This is a genomic window from Bradyrhizobium sp. AUGA SZCCT0169 (genome assembly GCF_018130085.1).
GTDB lineage: Bacteria > Pseudomonadota > Alphaproteobacteria > Rhizobiales > Xanthobacteraceae > Bradyrhizobium.
Genome location: NZ_JAFCMC010000007.1, coordinates 158,562 through 182,036, shown reverse-complemented (window position 1 = coordinate 182,036; position 23,475 = coordinate 158,562). Strand labels below are relative to the sequence as shown.

General features: G+C 64.3%; 20 protein-coding genes. 10 read left to right on the top strand and 10 right to left on the bottom strand.

The features are described from left to right. Positions 1-15: 15 nt before the first annotated feature. The 3 genes from JQ609_RS11525 to JQ609_RS11515 are packed head-to-tail and all read right to left on the bottom strand — an operon-like array spanning position 16 to position 3,859. Positions 16-1,791: a heme biosynthesis protein HemY gene (locus tag JQ609_RS11525; RefSeq protein ID WP_212273510.1), complete on the bottom strand. Its 1,776-nt coding sequence runs from the start codon at positions 1,789-1,791 to the stop codon at positions 16-18. An 8-nt stretch (positions 1,792-1,799) separates the two neighbouring features. Then, the gene (locus tag JQ609_RS11520; protein WP_212273509.1) at positions 1,800-3,059 is read right to left on the bottom strand and encodes a COG4223 family protein; all 1,260 of its coding nucleotides are present in this window, start codon (positions 3,057-3,059) and stop codon (positions 1,800-1,802) included. Positions 3,060-3,112: 53 nt separating this feature from the next. Next, a complete protein-coding gene (locus JQ609_RS11515) occupies positions 3,113-3,859 on the bottom strand; it encodes a uroporphyrinogen-III synthase (protein WP_212273508.1) in 747 nt (248 codons plus the stop codon). 143 nt (positions 3,860-4,002) lie between these two features. On the opposite strand from JQ609_RS11515, the gene tsaD reads away from it, so the two are divergent. From tsaD to JQ609_RS11495, 4 genes are all read left to right on the top strand, one after another. Further along, positions 4,003-5,076: a tRNA (adenosine(37)-N6)-threonylcarbamoyltransferase complex transferase subunit TsaD gene (gene tsaD / locus JQ609_RS11510; protein WP_212273558.1), complete on the top strand. Its 1,074-nt coding sequence runs from the start codon at positions 4,003-4,005 to the stop codon at positions 5,074-5,076. A 2-nt stretch (positions 5,077-5,078) separates the two neighbouring features. Then, on the top strand, positions 5,079-6,059 hold the full coding sequence (locus tag JQ609_RS11505) for an NAD(P)H-dependent glycerol-3-phosphate dehydrogenase (protein WP_212273507.1): 981 nt from the start codon (positions 5,079-5,081) through the stop codon (positions 6,057-6,059). Further along, positions 6,060-6,473 (top strand): EVE domain-containing protein, encoded by a 414-nt coding sequence (locus JQ609_RS11500; RefSeq protein WP_212273506.1) that lies wholly within the window; start codon positions 6,060-6,062, stop codon positions 6,471-6,473. Between the two features lie 251 nt (positions 6,474-6,724). Further along, the gene (locus JQ609_RS11495) at positions 6,725-8,062 is read left to right on the top strand and encodes a GGDEF domain-containing protein (protein ID WP_212273505.1); all 1,338 of its coding nucleotides are present in this window, start codon (positions 6,725-6,727) and stop codon (positions 8,060-8,062) included. 142 nt (positions 8,063-8,204) lie between these two features. On the opposite strand, the gene JQ609_RS11490 is transcribed toward JQ609_RS11495, so the two are convergent. Then, positions 8,205-9,386 carry a DNA topoisomerase IB gene (locus JQ609_RS11490; protein WP_212273504.1) on the bottom strand — a complete coding sequence of 394 codons (1,182 nt, stop codon included), beginning with the start codon at positions 9,384-9,386 and terminating at the stop codon, positions 8,205-8,207. Positions 9,387-9,758: 372 nt separating this feature from the next. On the opposite strand from JQ609_RS11490, the gene acs reads away from it, so the two are divergent. Beyond that, entirely contained in the window at positions 9,759-11,711 is a 1,953-nt protein-coding gene (gene acs, locus JQ609_RS11485) for an acetate--CoA ligase (RefSeq protein WP_212273503.1), read from the top strand. Between the two features lie 243 nt (positions 11,712-11,954). Here acs and JQ609_RS11480 read toward each other — a convergent pair whose 3' ends face one another. Next, complete coding sequence (locus JQ609_RS11480) at positions 11,955-13,487, bottom strand: DUF6600 domain-containing protein (RefSeq protein WP_212273502.1); 1,533 nt, start codon at positions 13,485-13,487, stop codon at positions 11,955-11,957. A 13-nt stretch (positions 13,488-13,500) separates the two neighbouring features. Continuing rightward, positions 13,501-14,334, bottom strand: coding sequence for a DUF6600 domain-containing protein (locus JQ609_RS11475; RefSeq protein ID WP_212273501.1), 834 nt, complete (start codon positions 14,332-14,334; stop codon positions 13,501-13,503). Positions 14,335-14,759: 425 nt separating this feature from the next. On the opposite strand from JQ609_RS11475, the gene JQ609_RS11470 reads away from it, so the two are divergent. Beyond that, on the top strand, positions 14,760-15,272 hold the full coding sequence (locus JQ609_RS11470; RefSeq protein WP_212273500.1) for a L,D-transpeptidase: 513 nt from the start codon (positions 14,760-14,762) through the stop codon (positions 15,270-15,272). Between the two features lie 160 nt (positions 15,273-15,432). Here the strand turns inward: JQ609_RS11470 and JQ609_RS11465 are convergent, their stop codons facing one another. The 4 genes from JQ609_RS11465 to JQ609_RS11450 all read right to left on the bottom strand — a co-directional run bounded on the left by JQ609_RS11465 (position 15,433) and on the right by JQ609_RS11450 (position 18,226). Next, positions 15,433-16,014 (bottom strand): thermonuclease family protein, encoded by a 582-nt coding sequence (locus tag JQ609_RS11465; RefSeq protein WP_212273499.1) that lies wholly within the window; start codon positions 16,012-16,014, stop codon positions 15,433-15,435. Positions 16,015-16,286: 272 nt separating this feature from the next. Beyond that, positions 16,287-17,012 carry a DUF3800 domain-containing protein gene (locus tag JQ609_RS11460; protein ID WP_212273498.1) on the bottom strand — a complete coding sequence of 242 codons (726 nt, stop codon included), beginning with the start codon at positions 17,010-17,012 and terminating at the stop codon, positions 16,287-16,289. A gap of 177 nt (positions 17,013-17,189) precedes the next feature. Continuing rightward, entirely contained in the window at positions 17,190-17,402 is a 213-nt protein-coding gene (locus JQ609_RS11455) for a hypothetical protein (RefSeq protein WP_212273497.1), read from the bottom strand. Between the two features lie 599 nt (positions 17,403-18,001). After that, on the bottom strand, positions 18,002-18,226 hold the full coding sequence (locus JQ609_RS11450) for a DUF1674 domain-containing protein (protein WP_212273496.1): 225 nt from the start codon (positions 18,224-18,226) through the stop codon (positions 18,002-18,004). Between the two features lie 205 nt (positions 18,227-18,431). On the opposite strand from JQ609_RS11450, the gene JQ609_RS11445 reads away from it, so the two are divergent. The 4 genes from JQ609_RS11445 to purH all read left to right on the top strand — a co-directional run bounded on the left by JQ609_RS11445 (position 18,432) and on the right by purH (position 23,452). Further along, positions 18,432-19,778 carry an RsmB/NOP family class I SAM-dependent RNA methyltransferase gene (locus tag JQ609_RS11445; protein ID WP_212210285.1) on the top strand — a complete coding sequence of 449 codons (1,347 nt, stop codon included), beginning with the start codon at positions 18,432-18,434 and terminating at the stop codon, positions 19,776-19,778. Between the two features lie 117 nt (positions 19,779-19,895). Then, positions 19,896-21,650 carry a heparinase II/III family protein gene (locus JQ609_RS11440; RefSeq protein ID WP_312014840.1) on the top strand — a complete coding sequence of 585 codons (1,755 nt, stop codon included), beginning with the start codon at positions 19,896-19,898 and terminating at the stop codon, positions 21,648-21,650. A 67-nt stretch (positions 21,651-21,717) separates the two neighbouring features. Further along, entirely contained in the window at positions 21,718-21,867 is a 150-nt protein-coding gene (locus JQ609_RS11435) for a hypothetical protein (RefSeq protein WP_212273494.1), read from the top strand. Next, entirely contained in the window at positions 21,860-23,452 is a 1,593-nt protein-coding gene (gene purH / locus JQ609_RS11430) for a bifunctional phosphoribosylaminoimidazolecarboxamide formyltransferase/IMP cyclohydrolase (protein ID WP_212273493.1), read from the top strand. Before JQ609_RS11435 ends, purH begins: the two co-directional genes overlap by 8 nt. The last annotated feature ends 23 nt before the right edge of the window (positions 23,453-23,475 follow it).

Here is a 23,475-nt window from a genome sequence, read left to right as displayed (position 1 = left end):
CGCTGCCTCCCAACTCTACTCCCCGCCCCAGCGTGACAAAAATCCCCGCCAGCCGCCGGCCTGGGCCTTGGGCGGGCCGATTTGCTGGGCGAATTCGTCCGGAGGGCCGTCTTCGTCGATTCCCGGGTCGTCCGGCGCCCGGACAATGGGAATCACGGCCGGAATCGGTGCCGGAACCGCCTTCGGAATGTCCTGGCGGGCGCGAAACAGCGGCGCGGCAACGGCGGGCGCCGGTTGTTGGGCGGGCGGCGGCGTCGGTGCGGGGGACGGCTCAGGCTCCGCCGCAGAGGCGGGTTCCGGTTCGACGCTGGCGGCGGGCGGCGCGTTGTCCTGGGCGGCCGCAGCTGCGGGCGCGACAACAGGCTCCGGCGCGACGGGGGCCGCCGGTTCCGCCGGCCCGCTTTCGACCGGGGCCGGAGCCGGCGGCTCGAGCACGACCGCGCGGCGCGGCGTCGCCAGCATCGCCTCTTCGAACGGTGAGGATTCGATGGCGGGGCCCTTTTCGGACGGCAAGGCCGCGACCGGCGTCTGCCACTGAAAGGCGTCGAGGCGGCCGGTGACCGGCGAGACCGGCCGCCAGCGATCGCTGACATAGCCATCCGCGGTCCAGGCCGGATCGTGCAGCGCGCGCACCGCGCGCAAGGTCCACGCCCTCGCCCGGCCGCTGTCGCCATGTTCGGTGCGCTCGATCTCCGCCATCAGCAGCGCCACCCGCTGCGTCGGCGCGGTGATGAACGGCGCCAGCGCTTCGCGCGCTTTCGTAAATTCGGAGGCGTCGATCGCGGCGCGCGCGATCGCGAGCGCGCCCTCGATATGGCCGGGTGCTTTCGCCGCCAGCGTTTCGACGCGCACCAGCCGCTGGCGCGCGGAATCGCCGAGCTTCACATGGGCATAGGCATCGGCGAGATCAGGATGCGGCTGCGCCAGCCACGCGGTTTCGACCAGGCGCATCGAACGCCGCACCTGATGCGCCTCGCTTTCAAATTTGCTCGCGAGCACCGCGGCCGGCACCAGCGTCGGCGCCAGCTTGACCGCCTCCATCACGCTTTGACGCGCGAGATCGCGATCGACCTTCTCCAGCTCAAGCGCGCGCGCCGTCAGCAGCACGCCGCGGTGACGGCGATAGGTCGCCTTGTCGATCAGCCCCGAGGATTGATTGTTATCGAGAATGCGGAGCGCGCCGGTCCAGTCGCTCTTGGCGCAGCAGAAGCCGAGCACGGCATGCGACGCCCATGACGATGACGGCGACAGTTTCAGCGCTTCCTCGGCGACCATCACGGCGGCGACGGGATCATCGGCGCGCTGCGCCTCGATGAACAGGCCGCGCAGGCCCAATAGCCGCGTATCCTCACGCTCGGCCATGGCGTGGAAGGCGCGCTGCGCGCCTTCGCGATCGCCATCGAGCTGCGCCGATTGCGCTTCCAGCAGCAGCGCCAGCGGATCCTCTGCCGCATGGCGGCGCGCGACTTCGGCATGCGCGCGGGCGGCGGTGGAATCGCCGTGACCGATCGCGAGCAATCCCTGCGTGATCGCGTGCCGGCCGCGGGCGTGACGCTTCTCGCGCCGATTGCGGCGCAGACGCGCCGGCGTCCGCCACAAGCCGCGCAGGATCGCCCACAGCATGACGGCCGCAACGATGACGATGCCAAGCCCCGCCAAGAACCTCGGCAGCGTGGTCGATATCTTCAGATTGCCCGACAACAGCACGACGTCGCCGGGCTGCTCGGCCACCCACGACGCGCCCGCTGCACCAAGCGCGATCAACAGCAGAAACAGAATGATCCGGACCATCGGATTCCTTATTGCGCCGGTTTGGCGAGCACGGCCATGGCGTCGGCCGCAAATTGACGGGAGGCGGCCAGCGCGGCATCGCGCGCATCGGCCTTGTCGAGCCAGGCTTGCGCCGGGGCGCGATCGGCCGGCGCCAGCGTTTTCAATTCGCGCCGCGCTTCATTGGCATCGTTGCGCAACGCCGCCGCGGTCGCCCGCGCCACCACCGCGCCGCGGTCATTGCCGGCGGTATCGGTGCGTTCGATGCGGACCAGCTTGGCGGCGCCGGCCTGCAACCGCTCGACGATGCCCGAACCAGTCGTGGCGGTGTCCTGCGGCACCGCCGGCGACAATTTCGGCACCAGCGTCAGCAATTCGCCCGAGAGCTTGCCGGCGTTCGGCACGCCCGTTGCCGCGAACGGCTCAAGCGGCTTCAGCGCGTCGGCGTTTGGCGCCAGCGCCTTCGCCGTGTTCAGCGCCGCCGGATAGGGATCGCCGGTTCGCACGAGACCATCGAGCAAAGCCGCCGCCACCACCCGGCGCAGCGGCTGATCGTCGGCAGGTTTGGTCTCGACCGGCTTTAAGTCGGCAATCTTGCTGCCTTGCTGCGCGATCTCCGCGGCCTGCGCCCGTACGCTGCTTTCGATCTTCGCGATCTGCTCGTTGATCCCGGAAAGATCGGGCGCGGGTGCGGGAGTGCCGTCGGTACGCGGCGCCAATTTCACTTCGTTGACGGAGGACGCAAGTTTTTCGTTCTGCGTGCGCGCGGTTGCGAGTTCGCCGCGCAACGTGGCGAGCGATTTTTCCAGCGTATCAATCCGCGCCAGGGAAGCCGGATCGGCCACCGGCGCGGCGGGCTTGCTTGTTTTCGTCTCCAGGCCTGCGACACGCGTGGAGAGACCGTCGATCGCGGCGTTGAGTTGCGGCGCGGGCGGTGCTGCCGCCGGCTGAACGGCGGGCCAGCCCAGCATCCAGCCGACGCCGATCACGAGCGCGGCCGCCACCGCGCCGGAGACGGGCGCAACGATCCAGGGCGAGACCGGCGCCGGCGCAGGCACCGGTTGCGGCGCCGGTTCCGCCGCGGCCGCCGCGGTTGCAGTCTCGGTGTCGGCCGCCGCGGCCTCAGGCGCCGCGGTCTCGGGCGCGGCGGTATCCGCACTCGTTGTATCGCCTGCTTTCGCAGGTTCGCTGGTCACTTCGGTCGCCTCGAGATCGATCGTCGGCGGCTCGCGCTTGGGCCGCTCCGATTCGGGCGGTGATCCCTGATTTTCGGGCCTGTCGTCGACCATCGCAGCGGTTCCCTTAGCGTGAGTTGCCCTGAACCTATCAGAATCGGGCGGGGTTAGGCCAATCGGGTCCGCAAAGCACGGCTCAAAGCCTCGAACAAGGCATTTTCGTCGGCCTGGGCGGCCGCCGTGACCTGCATCGCGCCGGCATCGCGCAAGACGGCGGCAACGGCAGCGGAAATGCAGCATTGTGGCAGCGCCAGCGCCGATATTTCGACGCCGCCCGACCGGGCCGCGTTCAGAAAGGCCCGCGCGCTGCGGCGTGAATAATGCAGCACCGCCTCGATCTGGTTCGCCACGAAAGCGTCACATATTTCCTGCGGCAGGCTGGACGCCGGAATCATCCGGTAGGTCGTGTGCGTCACGACGGTGAACCCCTTCTCGCCCAATTCGCCCGCGAGATCGCGCGCGAGATCGGCGCCGGCCAGATAGAGCAGCGTGCTGGCTTTCTTGAGTTGCTTCGATTTCACAGCTCCCAGCACCAGATCGCGCAACGCACCGGCATCGCCCCTGGCCGCCATCACCTCGCTGAAACCGGCGTCGCGGGCAGCCGAGGCGGTGTGTTCGCCGACCGCGAACAGCGGCAATTTCAGCAGCCGGCTATCGGCCAGATGCGGCGCGATGGCGCGCAGCGCGTTGGCTGACGTGACGATGATGGCGCCGTAACGGGCATCGGCATCGTCATGGAACGGCACCGCCTCAAATCGCAGCATCGGCGCCTGAAGCACTTCAAAACCCCTGGCGCGAAGGGCTGCGGCGGTGGCCTCATCGTCCGGATGCGGGCGCGTGACGAGAACGGCCATGCCTCAGATCTCCAAAAATACCTTGGCGCAAAATGTTTCGGCTTTAACCGGCGATTGCACCCAGAGACCTCGTAATGCTACCGGGTTACGGAAGCGTTGTTTGACCTGATGCGCAAGGGATCAAATTGGATAACGACACGCCGATGCTGGTGCTGGGTATCGAGACCACCTGCGACGAGACCGCGGCGGCGGTGATCGAGCGGGCGAGTGACGGCAGCGGCCGCATCCTGTCCAATATCGTGCGCTCGCAGACCGACGAGCACGCCCGCTTCGGCGGCGTGGTGCCGGAGATCGCAGCGCGCGCCCATGTCGATCTGCTCGACGGCATTGTCGATAGCGCGATGAAAGAGGCCGGGATCGGCTATGCGCAATTGTCGGCGGTCGCGGCCGCCGCGGGTCCCGGCCTGATCGGCGGGGTGATCGTCGGCCTCACCACCGCAAAGGCGATCGCGATGGTGCACGACACGCCGCTGATCGCGGTCAACCATCTCGAGGCCCACGCGCTGACGCCGCGGCTGACTTGCGCGCTGGCGTTTCCCTATTGCCTGTTTCTTGCCTCGGGCGGTCACACCCAGATCGTCGCGGTGGTCGGCGTCGGCAAATATGTCCGGCTCGGCACCACCGTCGACGACGCCATGGGCGAAGCCTTCGACAAGGTCGCAAAGATGTTGTCGCTGCCCTATCCCGGCGGACCCGAGGTCGAGCGCGCGGCCGCCGGCGGCGATCCGAAGCGATTTGCGTTTCCGCGCCCGATGCTCGGGCGGCCGGATGCGAATTTCTCGCTGTCGGGACTGAAGACCGCCGTGCGCAACGAGGCCAGCCGGATGATGCCGTTGGAGCCGCAGGATGTCAGCGATCTCTGCGCCAGTTTCCAGGCCGCGGTGCTGGAATCCACCGCCGATCGATTGAGCGTCGGCCTGCGGCTGTTCCACGAGCAGTTCGGTCCGCCCCGCGCGCTGGTCGCGGCCGGCGGCGTCGCCGCCAATCACGCGATCCGCGACGCCCTGCAGGATGTAGCGGCGAAAGCGCAGACCACGCTGATCATTCCGCCGCCGGCGCTCTGCACCGATAACGGCGCGATGATCGCCTGGGCCGGCGCCGAGCGGATGGCGCTTGGACTGACCGATACGATGGATGCGCCGCCGCGCGCGCGCTGGCTGCTCGATGCCAATGCCGCAGCGCCGGCGGGCTACGCCAACACCAGGGCGGGATTTTAGCGATGCCGTCTGAAAACACCGTCGCTGTGATCGGCGCGGGCGCCTGGGGCACGGCGCTTGCGGCCGTCGCGGCGCGCGCCGGCCGCGATGTCATCCTCTATGCACGCAACGCCGAAAACGCCGCGCAAATGAAGATGGCGCATGCCAATCCGCGGCTGCCGGGCATGCGCCTGGACCAGCGCATCGAAATCACCAACCGCATCGCGGCGGCGGCCGGCGCCCACATTATCCTGATCGCAACGCCCGCGCAGAATTTGCGTGAAGCGGCGCTGGCGCTGGCGCCGCATCTGAAGAAGGCGACGCCGGTGATCGCCACCGCCAAGGGCATCGAGCGCGGCACGCATAAATTCATGACCGAAGTGATCGCGGAAGCCGCCCCCGACGCGATACCTGCGATCCTGTCGGGACCAAGCTTCGCCGACGATGTGGCGCGCGGACTTCCGACCGCCGTGACGCTGGCGGCAAAGGACGAAGCACTGGCAAGCGCGCTGGTGCAGGCGCTCGGCTCATCCACCTTCCGGCCCTATCACACCACGGATATCCGCGGCGTCGAGATCGGCGGTGCGGCGAAGAACGTGCTGGCGATCGCGGCCGGCATCGTTGAAGGACGCAAGCTCGGCGCCTCGGCGCTGGCCGCCTTGACCACGCGCGGCTTCAGCGAGCTGGCACGGCTTGGCCGCGCCTGCGGCGCGCGCGCCGAAACGCTGGCGGGACTTTCCGGATTGGGCGATCTGATCCTGAGCTGCTCCAGCCTGCAATCGCGCAATTTCGCGCTCGGCATCGCGCTCGGGCGCGGCGAGCAGCCGGCCCGCGACAAGCTGGCGGAGGGCGCCTTCACTGCGCCGGTGCTGATCGAGCTGGCGGCTGCGCAAAATGTCGATATGCCGGTATCAAATGCGGTCGCCGCGATCCTGGCCGGCAAGGTGACGATCGATGCGGCGATCGAGGGCCTGCTGACGCGGCCGTTCAAGGCGGAGGAATAAATGGCGTACTGGCTGGTGAAGTCCGAGCCCTCGGTGTGGTCGTGGGATATGCAGGTTGCGAAAGGCGCCAAGGGCGAAGCCTGGACCGGCGTGCGCAATTTCACCGCGCGGCAGAATCTCGTGGCCATGAAGAAAGGCGACCGCGCCTTCTTCTACCACTCCAACGAGGGCAAGGAGATCGTCGGCATCGCGGAGATCATCAAGGAGGCCTATCCTGATCCGACCGACAAGACCGGCAAGTTCGTCTGCGTCGACATCAAGGCCGACAAGCCGCTGAAGACCCCGGTGACGATGGCCGCGATCAAGGCCGACAAGAAGCTCGCCGCGATGGCGCTGGTGAAATATTCGCGGCTGTCGGTCCAGCCGGTGACCGCGGACGAATGGAACATGGTCTGCAAGATGGGCGGATTGTAACGCCTCGCGGAAACAGCGCGCAGTGCCGACGCGCTTGGGTGGAACCTGGCGGGGGTCAGACACAAAATCGCGAAACAACTCGATGCAAAGTAACGGGGCTTCTTAATCAGGGTAATATAGCACCTTATCCTGGCACCTTAACCATCCCCTTATCCCGTAATACTCCCCGATCCCGTTTGCAGGAGAAATTTAGCATTTCGGGCGCTAACTCCTGCCGCGTGCGGCAAGCACGCCAGCGGGAGAGATACGCCTTGAGATCGGGTTCCAGCAGCCTGAACGCGACGCCGCTCGACGATGCGGCGGACGTGCTCGTGACGCCGGCGCTCGAAGCCGAGACCGAGCGCCTGCTGTCCCAGCGCACGCGCGACATCCGGTTCTCTCCCGAGATGGTTCGCGCCTATCGCAGGAAGGACTGGCCGCAACGCAGCAAGATCGCGCGCGCGTGGATGGTCTGGGTCGGGCTGATCAGCGTCGCGTTCGTTCCGATCAGCTACCTGCTGGCGCCCGACTTCCTCATGCACACCACCATCATCAGCGGCCTGCTGGTTCCGGCGATGCACGGCTGTGCTTATCTGATCTGGCGAAAACCGCGCAGCGCCGCGGTCGAAGGCCTGTCGCTGCTGCTGTTGATGACATCAGTCATGATTGCTTACGGCTTCCTCGCGGTCGCGGCCGGTGGCAACTACGAGCGCTTCCTCACCTGCATCATGTACGTCAACACGATCGCGATCGTGGTGTTCAGCATCGACTATCTCTGGACGCTGTCTTTGATGATCTGCTCCATCGGGATCTTCTTCGGCTTTGAAATCTTCAATCCCGCGATCGAATCCAAGGAAGCGGTCGGAACGTCGATCTTCTATGCGATGGGCATGTATGCGGCGACGATCGCGCGGAAAACCCAGTCGCTCCTCGGTCAAAAAGCCTTCCTGCTGTCCTTGCGCAACCAGTATCGCAGCGACGCCCTGAGGCGCGCCAACCATCAACTGGAAATACTGGCGACGCGCGACCCGCTTACCGGGCTCGGCAATCGCCGTTCGGCGACCGATCTGATCGACCGGCTCTGGCGCGACCCGACGGTTCCGAAAGCCAGTATCGCGTTCATCATGGCCGATATCGACTTGTTCAAGCACCTGAACGATACCGCCGGCCACGCCGCCGGCGACGCCTGCATCAGGCGGGTAGCTGATACGATCGAGGACTCGGTCCGGCTCGGCCTGGATGCGGTGTTCCGCTATGGCGGCGAGGAATTCCTCGTCGTTCTCGCGCATGCCACGCCCGATCTGGCCTGGACGATCGCGCAACGCATCCGCAGCGCAGTGGAGGGGCTCGGCATCGTCAATCCCGGCATCCATCCCGCCAACGATTCGACCTGCGTGGTGACGATCAGTCTCGGCGTTGCGTTCGCGCACGAAGGCGCCGCACCGGAGATGGTCGCCAAATGGGCTGACGACGCCCTGTACGACGCCAAGCGCGGCGGCAGGAATATTGTGTTCCTGTCGAATGCGCATGTTGCCGGCGAGGACGCGCGTGATGTGCAGCCGGTCGGCGTGGATGAACGGAAGATGTCCTCAAAGGTAGGCGGGCAGTAGCGCTCGCAATCTGTCATTGCCGGGCATAGCCGTCCGTAGGACGGCGTCGCTTCCGCTCGCCTATGACCCGGTAATCCATCAAACTTCGAAAAGCTTTTTTGAAGATGGATGCGCGGGTCAAGCCCGCGCATGACGGCGTTGCCTACGCCGCCGCGGCAGCGGTCACCACTTGCGCCAGCAGCGCCTCGCGTTTCGACTGCGAACGGTAGCCCTTCATGGTCGCGGCGAAGCGCTCGAGGATGCCGTCCTCGAAGGCGGTGACGATGGTATCGTGGACGTAGCTCTTGCGGCAGATCGCCGGCGTGTTCGACAGTTCATCGGCGGCAGCCCGAACCGCTTCCAGCACCTGCTTCTTGCGGCCGCGGGCGCTCGCCGCCGGCGAGATCCGCGACAATGACTCCAAAACCACGGCTGACGCCATCAGGGTGCGGAAATCCTTCAGCGAAATCTTGATGCCGGCGATCTCGCGCAGGAACCCGTTCACCGTCGTGGTCGAGACAGTACGCACGGTGCCGGAATTGTCGCGGTACTGGAACATGCGCTTGCCCGGCACGCTGCGCAGGATGCCGATCGCGCGCACGAGCTTGGCCGCATCGCATTCCTTGCGCACGGCTTTGCCGCCCTTGGCCTTGAAGGTCAGGACGAAGCTGTCGTCTTCCAGCGTGACGTTGGACTTCAAAAGCGTGGTGGCGCCGCGGGTGCCGTTCAGGCGCGCGTAGGATTCGTTGCCGGGCCGGATCGCGGTGCGGGCGATCAGTTCGATCACGGCCGATAGCGCGAACTCGCGCGTCGGCTCGTCGCCGGACAGATGCATCGAGACGTTGCGGCGGATCTTCGGCAAGGCCGCAACCAGGCGCGCCAGGCGATGCGCCTTGCGGTGCTCGCGGACCTTTTCCCAATCGGCGTGGTAGCGGTATTGCAGCCGGCCGGCGGCATCGACGCCGACCGCCTGCAGATGCGAGGTCGGATCGGGCGAATAGCGCACCTGCTGATAGGCCGGCGGCACCGCCATCGAGTTCAGGCGCCGGATGGTGCCGGCGTGGCGGATCGCCGTGCCGTTGGCGCGAACAAATGAATAGGTCTTGCCACGCTTGATGCGGCGGATCGTCAGCTCGTTCTGGTCGCCGAGCTTGAGACCCAGTTCCTGCGCCAGCGACTCGACCGAAATCTTCGGCTCATGCTTGGCGAGCTTTTCTTTCGGAGAAGGGATTTTCGCGGGGGCCTTCAGCGGCGCTTTCGGCAATTGGCCAAGCGCTTCTGCCAATGCGACGGCAGGATCAGCGGAATTGGGCCGCGTAGCCTCGAAATTCACCTGATCCATCATGACCGTCGTTGTCCTGCTCCGCTGTTCGTCCGGTAATGCCGCTTGCTACGGCTTGGTTCCGGCGGGGCCCTGCACCCCGGAAAGGCCATTTAGGGGGTAACGAACCCCTTTGCGAGTCCCGATTCCGCGATGAACGGTTATTAGATACCGGTCATGGGAGCCATTCGCGCGATAACGTTGATTTTGGGTCGCACCAAAACGCGAAAGTGATGGCCGGACCGGGCCGGCCGGGGCACTGCGGGAGCGCGGGAAACCGACCAAGGTCGCAGATGTTTCCGCCTTGTCCGGGCCCCCTGCGACGCCTAATCATCGTAATAATCAAGACGGCTTGCGACCGCTTACGGGTAGAGCTCGCAATCAGCGGAGGGGAAAATGTCCGAGAAGATTTACGACGTGTCGGCAGACTGGTCGAAGCGCGCTTTCATCGACGACGCCAAGTATCGCGAGATGTATGCGAATTCGGTCGCCGACCCCAACGCCTTCTGGGCCGAACAGGGTAAGCGGATCGGCTGGATCAAGCCGTTCCACAAGGTCGAGAACGCCTCCTTCGCCCCCGGCAATATTTCGATCAAATGGTTCGAGGACGGCGTCCTGAACGTCGCCTGGAACTGCATCGACCGCCACCTCGACAAGCGCGGCGACCAGACCGCGATCATCTGGGAGGGCGACGATCCCAACGAGTCCAAACATATCACCTACCGCCAGCTGCACGACGAAGTCTGCAAGATGGCCAACATCCTGCGCACCAGGAACGTCAAGAAGGGCGACCGCGTCACCATCTACCTGCCGATGATCCCGGAAGCGGCGTATGCGATGCTGGCCTGCGCGCGGATCGGCGCCATTCATTCGGTGGTGTTCGGCGGTTTCTCCCCCGACAGCCTCGCCCAGCGCATCACCGATTGCCAGTCCAAGGTCGTCATCACCGCCGACGAAGGCCTGCGCGGCGGCAAGAAGGTGCCGCTGAAGGCCAATGTCGATGCCGCGATTGCCAAGAGCGGCGGCGTCGACTGGGTCGTCGTGGTCAAGCGCACCGGCGGCACTGTGGACATGAACCCGACCCGCGACTTCTGGTATCACGAAGCCGCCAAGATGGTGACGACGGAATGCCCGTGCGAGCCGATGCACGCGGAAGATCCGCTGTTCATCCTCTATACGTCAGGCTCCACCGGCCAGCCCAAGGGCGTGCTGCACACTTCGGGCGGCTATCTCGTCTTCGCGTCGATGACGCATCAATACGTGTTCGACTATCACGACGGCGACATCTACTGGTGCACCGCCGACGTCGGCTGGGTTACCGGCCACAGCTACATCCTCTATGGACCGCTGGCGAACGGCGCGACCACGCTGATGTTCGAAGGCGTGCCGAACTATCCGGATAATTCGCGGTTCTGGAACGTCATCGACAAGCACAAGGTCAACATCTTCTACACCGCACCGACCGCGATCCGCGCGCTGATGCAGGGCGGCGACGATCCGGTGAAGAAGACCTCGCGCAAGAGCCTGCGTTTGCTCGGCTCGGTCGGCGAGCCCATCAATCCGGAAGCCTGGGAATGGTATCACCGCGTGGTCGGCGACGAGCGTTGCCCGATCGTCGACACCTGGTGGCAGACCGAGACCGGCGGCATTTTGATCACGCCACTGCCGGGCGCGACAAAACTCAAGCCGGGTTCGGCGACGCGGCCGTTCTTCGGCGTGGTGCCCGAGATCGTCGATGCCGACGGCAAGGTGCTGGACGGCGAAACCTCGGGCAATCTCTGCCTCGCCAAATCCTGGCCGGGCCAGATGCGCACGGTCTATGGCGACCACGCGCGTTTCGAGCAGACCTATTTCTCGACCTACAAGAACAAGTACTTCACCGGCGACGGCTGCCGCCGTGACGCCGACGGCTATTACTGGATCACCGGTCGCGTCGACGACGTCATCAACGTATCCGGCCATCGCATGGGCACCGCCGAAGTCGAAAGCTCGCTGGTCGCGCATGAGGCGGTCTCGGAAGCCGCCGTGGTCGGCTATCCCCACGACATCAAGGGCCAGGGCATCTACGCCTACGTGACGCTGATGACCGGCAAGGAGCCGACCGAAGCGCTGCGCAAGGAATTGGTGGCGTGGGTGCGCAAGGACATCGGCCCGATCGCCTCGCCGGATTTGATCCAGTTCGCCCCGGGCTTGCCGAAGACCCGCTCCGGCAAGATCATGCGCCGCATCCTGCGCAAGATCGCCGAGGACGAACCGTCAAGCCTCGGCGATACTTCGACGCTGGCCGATCCCGCCGTGGTCGACGATCTCGTGCACAACCGGCAGAACAAGAAGGGCGCGGGGGCGTAGCGCGCAATAGGGTTGCCGTCATCCCCGGGATGAACGGAATTGCGTTCACCCGTAGGTGCGCGCTCTTGCGCGCGTCGAAGGATAGACGGCCCGTGGCCCATCCTTCGAGGCTCGCCTAAGAGGGCTCGCACCTCCAGCGACAACGGCAAGCCGTTGCGCGGGGATGACGTCTGTGGGGAGGCCATAGTACGGCAGTCAATGAAAAGGGCTCCGGGATAACTGGAGCCCTTTTTTGTTTCATCCTCACCGCGTGAGAGTCTTCCTCTCCGGCGCGGTCACGGGCACCGGCCGGGGCGCGATCGGCGGCGCAGATCCGATGGTTGTCTTGTTGAGGCCACCGCTCGGCGCCATCACCACCGGACTGGGATTCGGCCGCATCGGCGCTGAAGTCGATGGCGGCAGGCGGTTCGGCAACTGCACCGGCTCCCTGATCCGCACATTGTCACCCGAGCCGTTGGGGCGAATCACGTTCGGAATCCGCACACCGGGTTTGCCTGTCCCGGAGGCGCCGCCAATCGGGTTGTGTCCGGTATGGCCGCCGTTTGACGACGGTGGATTGCCCACCGGCCGGCCGTCGCCGGTACCCGTAACCGGACCCGTCACCGGCGGTTTGCCGTCACCGCTATGTGGCCGGTGCGCGTGGAGGCAGCGCCGCAGCGCAATGCCGCTGAGCCCGGCGCAGGGATTTTCGGTCACCGGCGGCTTCGGCAACGGATCGGGCCTCGTCGGGAATACGCACAGATGGCCCACCCGCACCATTCCCGGGCGGCAGAAGTCCGGCAACCGGCACACACCATGATCCATGACCGTGCCGCGCGGGCACACCGGCGGGACCACGACGACCACAGGCGGACCATTGTCGATCGGCTGATCGAGACGCGGCGGCAGCGGCGACACAGGGTTGTGGACCGGCAACGGCTTTGCTCCACCGCCCTGCTTCGGACTCACTGGCGGGCAGTCCGGAGCCACCACGCTCATGACAGCGAGGTTGTTCCAGATGAAATTCCAGTCGATCAAATTCTGCGCGACGAACCAGGCCGGCCACGGCGAGAACAAGATGTCGATGTCGATCCACGGACCGACTACGTATCCCGGCAACACGATGATCGTGATGCCGTAGACGAGCCTGACGTCGGTCACGTAGGTCGTCTGCGTCAGCAGCACCGGGATCTGCTGCGGCGGTGCCGCGCCATTGCAGCCTTGCGCGAACTTCTGCGTCTCGACAAAGATCCAGTAAGCGGCGCTGTTGAAGTCAGCGGTGGAAACCGTCTTTACGTCTTGATCGGGCAGCAGCGGCGCCCAGCCGACCCATTCCGGCGACGTGCGCCAGACAACCCAACCCGGGCTGAACTCCGCACCTGGTGTCCATATCCATCCCATCTGCGCATCCGACACCCAACGTCCGTAGTGATGGACGATCGCGCCCCACGGCGTCTTGTCGTCGTAGTACCAGCCGTATTTGCGGGTATTGACCCAGTTGCAGGGCGGATAGGGACGCCATCCCTGCGGCGTCACCGTGGGGATCCACACCTCTCCATATTTGGCGTGCTGGACGAACCGGCCGTACTGCGTGAGCACGCCGCGGAATTCGTCCCTTAGCTTCGCAGCGTCTTGTTGCGGCGCGGCGCTGGCAGAGTGTTGGGTGGACTCCTGCGCAGGCGCTTGCGCGAAAGCGGATGGCGTCGAAGCTGACAATACGAGGGCGGCAAGCGCCGCGGCGAACATCGCCGTGAGCATCGTCCTGGCATTGATCGAGATTTTTCGAGCGAGGGTCATGATGATTGCTCCCTCACTTCGCGTTCGACGGTGTGCAGACTTGCGCGACGTTGGGGTTCAACGTCTTCTGCCACACGAAATTGGAATTCATCATCATCTGCACCATGAACCACGCGGGCCACGGACCGAATCCGATCTGCACATTGACGAACGGCCCGATCAGGTAAGGCGGCAGCACGATGACGACGATGCCGTCGACATATTCAACGGCGGTGATCCATTTGGTCTGGCGCAGCAGCACCGGAATGCGCTCGACCGGCGCTGTCTGCGTCGCGTCGCAACCCGCGTTGAACTTCGCGGTCTCGACGAAAATCCACTGATTGCTGCTGTTGAACTGATCCGCAGACATGTTTTGGAAAGCCTGGTCCGGCGGCATCGGCGCCCAGCCCGTCCATTCGGGGCTGGACCGCCACACCACCCATCCGGGGCTGAACTGCGAACCGGGATCCCAGGCCCAGCCGATCTGCTGATCCCAGAACCAGCGGCCATAGTGGTGCACGATCTGGCCCCACGGCGTCTTGTCGTCGTAGTACCAGCCAAATTGTTTGGTCTTGACCCATTGGCACGGCGGATAGGGATGCCAGCCTTGCGGCGTGACCGTCGGCACCCACACCTCGCCGAAGCGGGCGTGCTGCACGAAACGCCCATACTGCAACAGCACCGCGCGGGCTTCGCCCTGCACCGGTTCGTCGCGAACCTCCTCCCTGACGTCGTAGGAGGGTTGCGCCGCGGCGCCCGCCGAAAGCGCTGATAGCCCCAGCAGCATTGCGGCCAGCAGTGCCGTGAGGCGACCGCCGCCGGCGCGGACGCCCCGGCGCAGCAAAATTATCTCAACCAGTGCTCGCATGAGCCGAACTCCTGCGCCCCGGAAATGGGCCGCAGCCAGTAGCCGCATCGTCGCGACGCCGCGTTCAGGTTTACCCGGCTTAATTTTTCGTCATGTCGGGGGGCCGGTACCTGGCGACACCGGCGGCGGAGCGTTTGGGCAATTCGTGGGTACTCCGCCCGGACCTAGCCGGCTCACGCAATCGTCAGGGCGGTGACCGCTGCCCGGGGACGTTTCCGGACGAGTGTTGTTTTCAAGTCATTTACTTTAATTCGAACATTTCCTTTTGTTTCGCCATCGAAACGGGTCTCACCGCCGGCTTGGAAACCATCCGGTTAAGACACGCGGTTAAAAATGCGTGGGTGAGACGGCAAACCCCTATTTCTGATAGGTTTGCGTTGGCATTTGAGGACCCCCTGACGGGGTAAAGTGGGCGGGAGAAATTGATGTCGATGAGGATTGCGGTGGCGCTGGCCGCCACCATCGGGATGGGCATTTTGATGTCGTCGGCGGCAGAAGCGCGGCCGGAGATCGTCGGTGTCCGCGGCGATTACACGCCGGGTACGATCGTCGTGAAGACCAGCGAGCGCCGCCTTTATCTCATTCTCGATCAGGGCCGCGCGGTACGCTATCCGGTCGGCGTCGGCCGCGCCGGCAAGCAGTGGGAAGGCACCACCCGCATCGACGGCAAGTATCAGAACCCGGCCTGGTCGCCGCCCGCCGAAGTGAAGCGCGACAAGCCGAACATGCCCAACGTCATTCCCGGCGGCTCGCCGAGCAACCCGATGGGCGTCGCGGCAATGACGCTCGCCGGCGGCGAATACGCCATCCACGGCACGAACGCACCGGGATCGGTCGGCGGCTTTGTCTCCTATGGCTGCATCCGCATGCTCAACGCCGATATCACCGATTTGTACCAGCGCGTTTCGGTCGGCACGCAGGTGACGGTGACGCGCTGATCGCGACCCTTGTCATTCCGGGGCACGCGTAGCGTCAACCCGGAATCTCGAGATTCTCAGATGCGCAATTGCGCATCATAGTTCGATACTGCGTATCGCCCCGGAATGACGAACTACAAAGAGCCGCGCAACAGCGCGGCTTTTCTTTTTACTTGTTCTCTTACTTGCCCGCGTTCGCGCACCAGCCGTTGCGATGACCGCCGCTGTACCTGCGCCCATGACCCCCGGCCAGCAACGCTGCCGAGACGCTGGTGGTTCTCCTCGTCGCCACATCGGCCACCACCCGGCCGCCATACTTGTCCGGCCCGATATTCGAGATCGTGACCGCGCCTTCGCGGAGCAGGCCGCGTAGCGCGTCGCTCGCGGCTTCAGCCATCTGCAATTCCTGCGGACAGGACGCCTTTAACTCCGGCGTGTCGATGCCGCGCAGGCGGACCCGTGTGTTCAGTGAAAGGCCATCAGGCAAATGCACCCGCGCCTCGAACGTGTCGCCATCGACGGTCCGGATCACGTCGACGGCGTGACGCAGATCGGGACGGCCGGCGCTCTTCCAGATCGTCTCGGCGTCGCGCGCGGCCTGACTGTCGGACGCGGGCGGAAACGGCCAATGCACCCAATACGGCAGCAGCATCCCCGCGGCGACGGCGATCACGAAAACCCAGGGCAGCGCCGCCGACAACCGGCGCCGCCAGCCACTTCGATGCGGCGTCCGATAGGTGATTATTCTTTTATATGGGGACATATTCCCAATCACGCACGCTAGATGCTGTTTTGTTTCGGCCGAATCGACCGGTTCGACTGGCGCGCCCAAGAATTAAAGACTGGTTAAGCTATTGTAATTTAAGGCATAAAATATAGTTGTCCCCGGGATTCACAAGCCGAGATCGGGTAGCTATATTGATTCCAACTCCCTAGTCTGAAGCCACTGCCTAGGCAGTGGCGCTCACCCTAAGGTGAGGACTGAAAGTTTGCTCTTAGGAGCAAAGACTTCAGTCTATGGACTAGGGACCACCCTTACCTCAGTCGGCGCGGCCATACGGTGAACCTTCCGGTTCGGCCGGTGCCTTTTGTTATGTCAGTGATGGCGGCGCGCGTCATTACGTGCTTGGCCAACTCAACCTTTGCGGCGCTGGCGTCTGGTGCCTTGTCATGGCCGTTCAACTGAAATGCAATTGCACCGATCAGGATATCGACCAACTGTAGCAGTTGAACGTCTTTGGAATCTCGGAACTGAATGCGTCGTATTGGCCAATCGCGAGGGTCGCCGCGCTTGGCGGCGCCTCGGTTCAAGATAAGGCGCAACTCTTCTGGCGTGCTCTTTGTGTCTCGATAATCCGGGTAAATGTGAAAGTAATCGTTCGGGCAAAGCTGGCTCACTTTGTTCGCCAACTGATAGACCTCCTTGTTGAAGCCTATTTCGCTATCGCCCCCGTTGAATTTCTTATGATCTTGCTTCGTCGTGTCCACGAACAGCGAATGAAAATGGATCGACTCAGATCTATCGAAAAATGCGTCAACCACACGCCTGTAGGCGGGCAGCTTCGCTTTGGATACTTTCGTCCACTTCATCTCGTTGTTAGGGAGTTCCGGCAAACGAGCCTTCGCGATAATATCGTTGATGATTTGCGAACTGGTCAGACGGACAACAACGGCACCAAGCACCAGGTATCGGTGCTTGGTTTGGCTACTTTCATCTACGTAAACTTCCAGAATATCTTCTGGTTTTGCAGGGACGCGCATAGCGGAGCCTAAAAGCAAAGAAGAGAAATACAGCGACGATGTCGCGGAACAGCGGCTGCAAGCTGCCCTCCGTCGTTCGCGCATTACCGGACACATGGCCGATGTGCAGAAGAAGCGAATGCCGCAAGGCCAAACGAAAGAAGCCCGGCAAATAGGGAGCCGGGCTTCTCTCAGTGCTTATGCAGCGGTCTCAAGTCGTACTGCTGCGGCAGCTTTACTGCCGTAGTGCGCACGCTCTTTCAGTACATCGTTCACACGGCCGGGATTGACGCCGTAAGAAGCTGCGATGTTGTGCTGGAACTCGCCATGCCAATAGCGAAGCCAAACATTAATGGCGTCTTCGTAGGCAAGGCGGTACGGCTTTAACTTCTCGGTGGCGTTGTTTTGCATGGTAGCTCCAATATTTTTGAATCGGAGCTTGGATGCATTGACAGCGCGTCACCCGTGCGAGAGTCTACACGGGTCTTTGCCAAGAGACACGCCGCAATGCGTCCAAGCCTGCGGTTTAGGTGAAGCCGGGCCTTGCCAAAGGTCCGGCTTTATCATTTGTGGCGAGGTCGGTCCCAGAACCTCGCACGTCTTCGGTCTCCATCAGCCTTACGGCTGATCGACTTGCTGACCGGAACCCTTTTTGGGATAGCCGGCGGGGACCCAAAACACACTCGCGCCGAACAGGACAAAAGCTAAGGCAGCTCCGTTACACCCGTCAAGGACTAGTACGAGTTCCTGAATCAAAAACTAAATATCGTAGAGCACGCACGTGTGGCATGAGTTATCCCCTGCCCTGCGACCTGACCAAGTATATGTGAGTCTTTGCAGATTCACCGGCTGCGAGAAGGTTGCTCCCGTTATTCACAGGGCGATCCATCTTCACCGGCGCCAACGGAGGCTCTGGTTCTGGCAATTTTATGCGGCAACGCAGGAAGCGCCGCGCCTGTTTCGTAAAGTCTACCTTACTGAGTCGGCTATTCCGGCAAGCGTTCCTCGCCTCAAAAGTCCGAGGCGATGCCTTTGCGCTCCCAGTCGCCGTAACGGGTCGGCTCCGGCCCCTTCGGACCCTGCAATTCCTTTTGTGCCGGTTGAGCAGCGTTGGCCTCAGCGGCTTTCCGGCGCGCTTCGGCCTCGGCGAGCGCACGCTGGGCGGCCGGCGTCAGCAACTTGCCGGGGGCGGCGCCGGGAAGAGCTGCAGACGGTGATCGGGGGTCGTCGGTCATCGCAAAATTTCCGGCAAAACTTTCCTGCGGCGCATCTCATTAGCAAACGGATGAACGCAACGCCGGCATCACAATCATGAAATCGGCGGTGTGATTCTTACATTTGGCATATTCGCATGCCAAAGGAGTTTTTCATTTCCAAGTTCTTCACTTCGATGGCATGCGCCGAAACCCTGTTCAGCACCTTCCGAGATATTCCTTCTTCATGCCCCCTTCAAGATTCGCAGTTCCTGCCGAAGTTCCCGGTCTCGCAGCGCGGCGCATCGCGGCCGACATTCTCGACGGCGTGCTGCACAAGCACCGCACGCTCGACGAGCAACTCGACGGCGCCGGCGCCCATCCCGGATTGAAATCGCTCGCCGATCGCGACCGCGCGCTGATGCGGCGGCTGGTCGCAACGATCCTGCGGCGGCTCGGCACGCTCGGTCATTTGTTGTCGCGCCTTCTCAATCGCGGCGTTCCGACCGACGCGCCGCGCGCGCAAAGCGCGCTGTTGATCGGTGCCGCGCAGATTCTCTGGATGGACGTGCCCGATCATGCCGCCGTCGACCTGTCGGTGCGGCTGGTGCAATCCGACCGCCGCGCCGCGAAATATGCCGGCCTCGTCAATGCCGTGCTGCGGCGTTGTGCGCGCGAAGGCCAGCCGCTGATCGACGAGGTCAAGGCGCAGACGCTGGACATTCCGCCGTGGCTGCTGGCGCGCTGGATCGCGGCCTATGGCGAGACCACCGCGCGCGAGATGGCCATTGCGATCGGCCATGAACCTTCGCTCGACATCACCGTGAAGTCGGACGCGCCGCAATGGGCGACCCGCCTGCACGGCGAAACGCTGCCGACCGGAACGGTGCGCACCCTGTTGCAGGGTTCCGTGACGATGCTGCCCGGCTTCACCGAGGGGCAATGGTGGGTACAGGACGCCGCCGCCGCACTGCCGGCGCGGCTGTTCGGCGACATCAACGGCAAGAGCATCGTCGATCTCTGCGCCGCGCCCGGCGGCAAGACCGCCCAACTCGCGCAAGCCGGCGCACGCGTCACCGCGGTCGATCGTTCGGCGCCTCGGATGACACGGCTGCGCGACAATCTTTCGCGGCTGTCGCTGCAGGCCAATGACGTCGTTGCCGATGGCGCCGAATGGCCGGGCGGCGACGCCACGTTCGACGGCGTGCTGGTGGATGCACCCTGCACCTCGACCGGCACCATCCGGCGCCATCCCGACGTGGCCTGGCTGCGGCAGGAAACCGACATCGCGGCGCTCAGCGCGCTGCAGCTCCGGCTGCTGAAAAAGGCGGTCGCGCTGCTCAAGCCGGGCGGCACGCTGGTCTATTGCACCTGTTCGCTGGAACCGGAGGAAGGCGAGCAGGCGGTGGCAGCGCTGCTCGCGACCGAATCAGGCGTGCGCCGGGCGCCGGTCGACGCCGGCGAGGTCGCAGGCCTTGCCGAGATCGTCACGGCCGATGGCGATTTGCGTACCCTGCCCTGCCATCTGCCCCACGACGACCCGCGGCTTGGCGGGCTGGATGGATTTTACGCCGCGCGGCTGGTTAAATCCTGATTTTGCACCTGTTTTTCGCGACCATCGGGTGATTCGCGCACTTTCAAGATGGTGTTTTGGGCGCGTTTCCGGATTACAAAGGATTCGCCACAAGATCTCCTCCCATCAAGGTCAGGCGTGTCGGTCGCTCAACGCAGACGCATTACGACGCTGGTCGCGAGCCGCTTTACGCGGGGCGTGATCGCGCGCGCCAGCGGCAGTACCGTCGGGCTGTCGCGGCTCTGGCCGGGCCGCGCCGACCGGCTGATCATCGCCCCGCATGATCTGCGCACCGCCGATGCCACCCGCGCCGCCGAAATCTACGCCGGCCGTTTCGTGTTCGCCGGCAAGATCGTGACCTGCCACGGCCGCTCGATCTTCGATCTCGAGCCGCCGTCGGAAGATTGGGAAGTGGCGCTGCTCGGCTTCGGCTGGCTGCGCCATCTGCGCGCGGCCGACACCGCGCTGACCCGCGCCAATGCCCGTTCGCTGGTCGACGACTGGATTTCGAATCCCGGACGCAAGCGGCCGCTCGAGCGCCGCGCCGATGTGCTGGCGCGCCGCGTCATCTCGCTGTTGTCGCAGGCCCCGCTGGTGCTCGGCGATACCGACGGCAAATTCTATCGCAAATATCTGCGCGGGCTGACCCGCGAGATCCGCTATCTGCGCTACACCATGCTCGACATCGCCGACGGCGTGCCGCGGGTGCAGGTGCTGATCGCGCTTTGCTACGCCTCGCTGTGCCTCGCAAACCAGGCCAAACATATCCGCTCGGCGTCACGGCGGCTGTCCGACGAATTGCAGCGGCAGATCCTGCCCGACGGCGGGCACATCTCGCGCAATCCCGGCGCGCTTGTCGAGCTGCTCAGCGACATGCTGCCGCTGCGCCAGACCTTTGCCGCGCGTAATATCGCGCCGCCGCCGGCGCTATTGAACGCGATCGACCGCATGATGCCGATGCTGCGCTTCTTCCGTCATGGCGACGGCGCCTTTGCGCTGTTCAACGGCATGAGCAACGCGCCGAACGATCTGGTGGCGACGCTGCTGGCCTATGACGACACCCACGGCGTGCCGATGGCGCACATGCCGCATACCGGCTTTCAGCGCCTCGACGCCGGCGCCACCACGGTCATCATGGACACCGGTCCGCCGCCGCCGCCGAATATCAGCCAGGACGCGCATGCCGGCTGCCTGGCGTTCGAATTGTCCTCCGGGCCGAGCCGGATCGTCGTCAATTGCGGCATGCCCTCGACCGGCCGCGACAATTGGCGCGCCTTTGCGCGCTCTACCGCGGCGCATTCGACCCTGACCTATCACGAGACGTCGTCCTGCCAGTTCGTCGAGATATCGGCGATGAAACGGCTGCTGCAGGGTGCGCCTGTCACCAGCGGCCCGGCCAATGTGGAGAGCTATCGCGAGGCGGTGGAGAACGGCGATCTCTTGACCACATCGCATGACGGCTATCTGCCGCGATTTGGCGTCGTGCACCGCCGCGTGCTGATGATGGCGCCTGACGGCGCGCGGCTCGACGGCGAGGACACGCTGTCGCCGGCACCGGGCTCGCGCTTCAAGGGCAACGGCAGCGATTTTGCCTTGCGGTTTCATCTGCACCCGTCCGTGAAGGCGAGCCGGCTTTCCGACGCCCGCGGTGTCATGCTGGTACTGCCCAACCGCGACGTCTGGACCTTCGAGGCGCTCGACGACAAGGTCGACCTCGAGGACAGCGTGTTCCTGGCCGGCAATGACGGCCCCCGCCGCACCGCCCAGATCGTGATCCGGCAGGATTCACGGCAGGCAACCTCGATCCGCTGGAATTTTGTGCGTTCCTCGACCTCAGCCGCGGCGACCAACGCAAGGCGCAACGCCAGGCGCGAACCGGAATTGCCGCTGTAGGGGATTCGCGAGCCGTCATTGCGAGCGCAGCGAAGCAATCCATAGCGCGGCATAACGGATAGATGGATTGCTTCGTCGCTTTGCTCCTCGCTATGTCGAAAACTGGCATGCCAATATCCCCGGTATTTTCCCGAATTCCGGCATCGGCCGCGGTTTCATGACCGGCAAAACCATGCTACCGGGCTGGCGAACCTGCCAGGAAACCTGCCATGACTGACCATCCCCGCCGCGTCACCCGCGCTCTGTTGTCCGTGTCCGACAAAACAGGCCTGATCGAATTCGCCCGCGCGCTTGCAGGCTACGGCGTTGATCTGGTCTCCACCGGCGGCACGGCAAAAGCGATCGCGGCCGCGGGGCTGAAGGTCAGCGATGTGTCCGACCTCACCGGTTTCCCCGAAATGATGGACGGCCGGGTCAAGACGCTGCATCCGAAGGTGCATGGCGGCCTGCTCGCGATCCGCGACAACAAGGAACACACGGATGCGATGCAGGCGCACGGCATCGCGCCGATCGATCTGCTGGTGGTCAACCTCTATCCGTTCGAGGCGACCGTCGACAAAGGCGCCGGTTACGAAGACTGCATCGAGAACATCGACATCGGCGGCCCGGCGATGATCCGCGCCGCGGCGAAGAACCATGACGACGTCGCCGTCGTCGTCGAAGCCCGCGACTATCAATCCGTGCTCGACGAGCTCGCCGCCAACAACGGCGCGACCTCGCTGACACTGCGCCGCCGCCTCGCGGCAAAAGCCTACGCTCGCACCGCCGCCTATGACGCCGCGATCTCGAACTGGTTCGCGCTTCAGCTAAAGGACGACGCGCCGGACTTCCGCGCCTTCGGCGGCAAGCTGATCCAGTCCTTGCGCTACGGCGAGAACCCGCACCAGACCGCGGCGTTCTACGCCACGCCCGACAAGCGGCCAGGCGTTTCGACCTTGCGCCAGCTCCAGGGTAAGGAACTGTCGTACAACAACATCAACGACACCGATGCGGCCTATGAATGCGTCGCCGAGTTCGACCCGGCCCGCACCGCCGCCTGCGTCATCGTCAAGCATGCCAACCCCTGCGGCGTTGCCGAGGGCAGCGATCTGCTCGGCGCTTACAAGAGGGCGCTGGCCTGCGATTCGACGTCGGCGTTCGGCGGCATCGTCGCGGTCAACCGCACGCTCGACGCCGACGCTGCGCGCGCGATCACTGAAATCTTCACCGAGGTCATCATCGCACCGGACGCGACAGAGGAAGCCATCGCCGTCGTCGCCGCAAAGAAGAATCTGCGGCTATTGCTGGTCGGCGGCCTGCCCGATCCGCGCAAGCCGGGCCTCACCGCCAAGACCGTGTCCGGCGGTCTGTTGGTTCAAAGCCGCGACAACGCCGTGATCGAAGACATGGCGCTGAAGGTCGCGACCAAGCGCGCGCCCACGGACGCCGAACTGCGCGATCTCAAATTCGCCTTCCGCGTCGCCAAGCACGTCAAATCCAACACGATTATTTACGCCAGGGATCTTGCCACCGTCGGCATCGGCGCCGGCCAGATGAGCCGGGTCGATTCCGCCCGCATCGCCGCCCGCAAGGCGCTGGACGCGGCGGCTGAACTCAAGCTCGCCGAACCGTTGACCAAGGGTTCGGTGGTCGCCTCAGACGCGTTCTTCCCGTTCGCCGACGGCATGCTGGCCTGCATCGAAGCCGGCGCCACCGCTGTGATCCAGCCCGGCGGCTCGATGCGCGACGACGAGGTGATCAAGGCCGCCGACGACCACGGCATCGCCATGGTGTTCACCGGCGTGCGGCATTTCCGGCATTGATTACTGTCGCCCCGGCCTTGAGC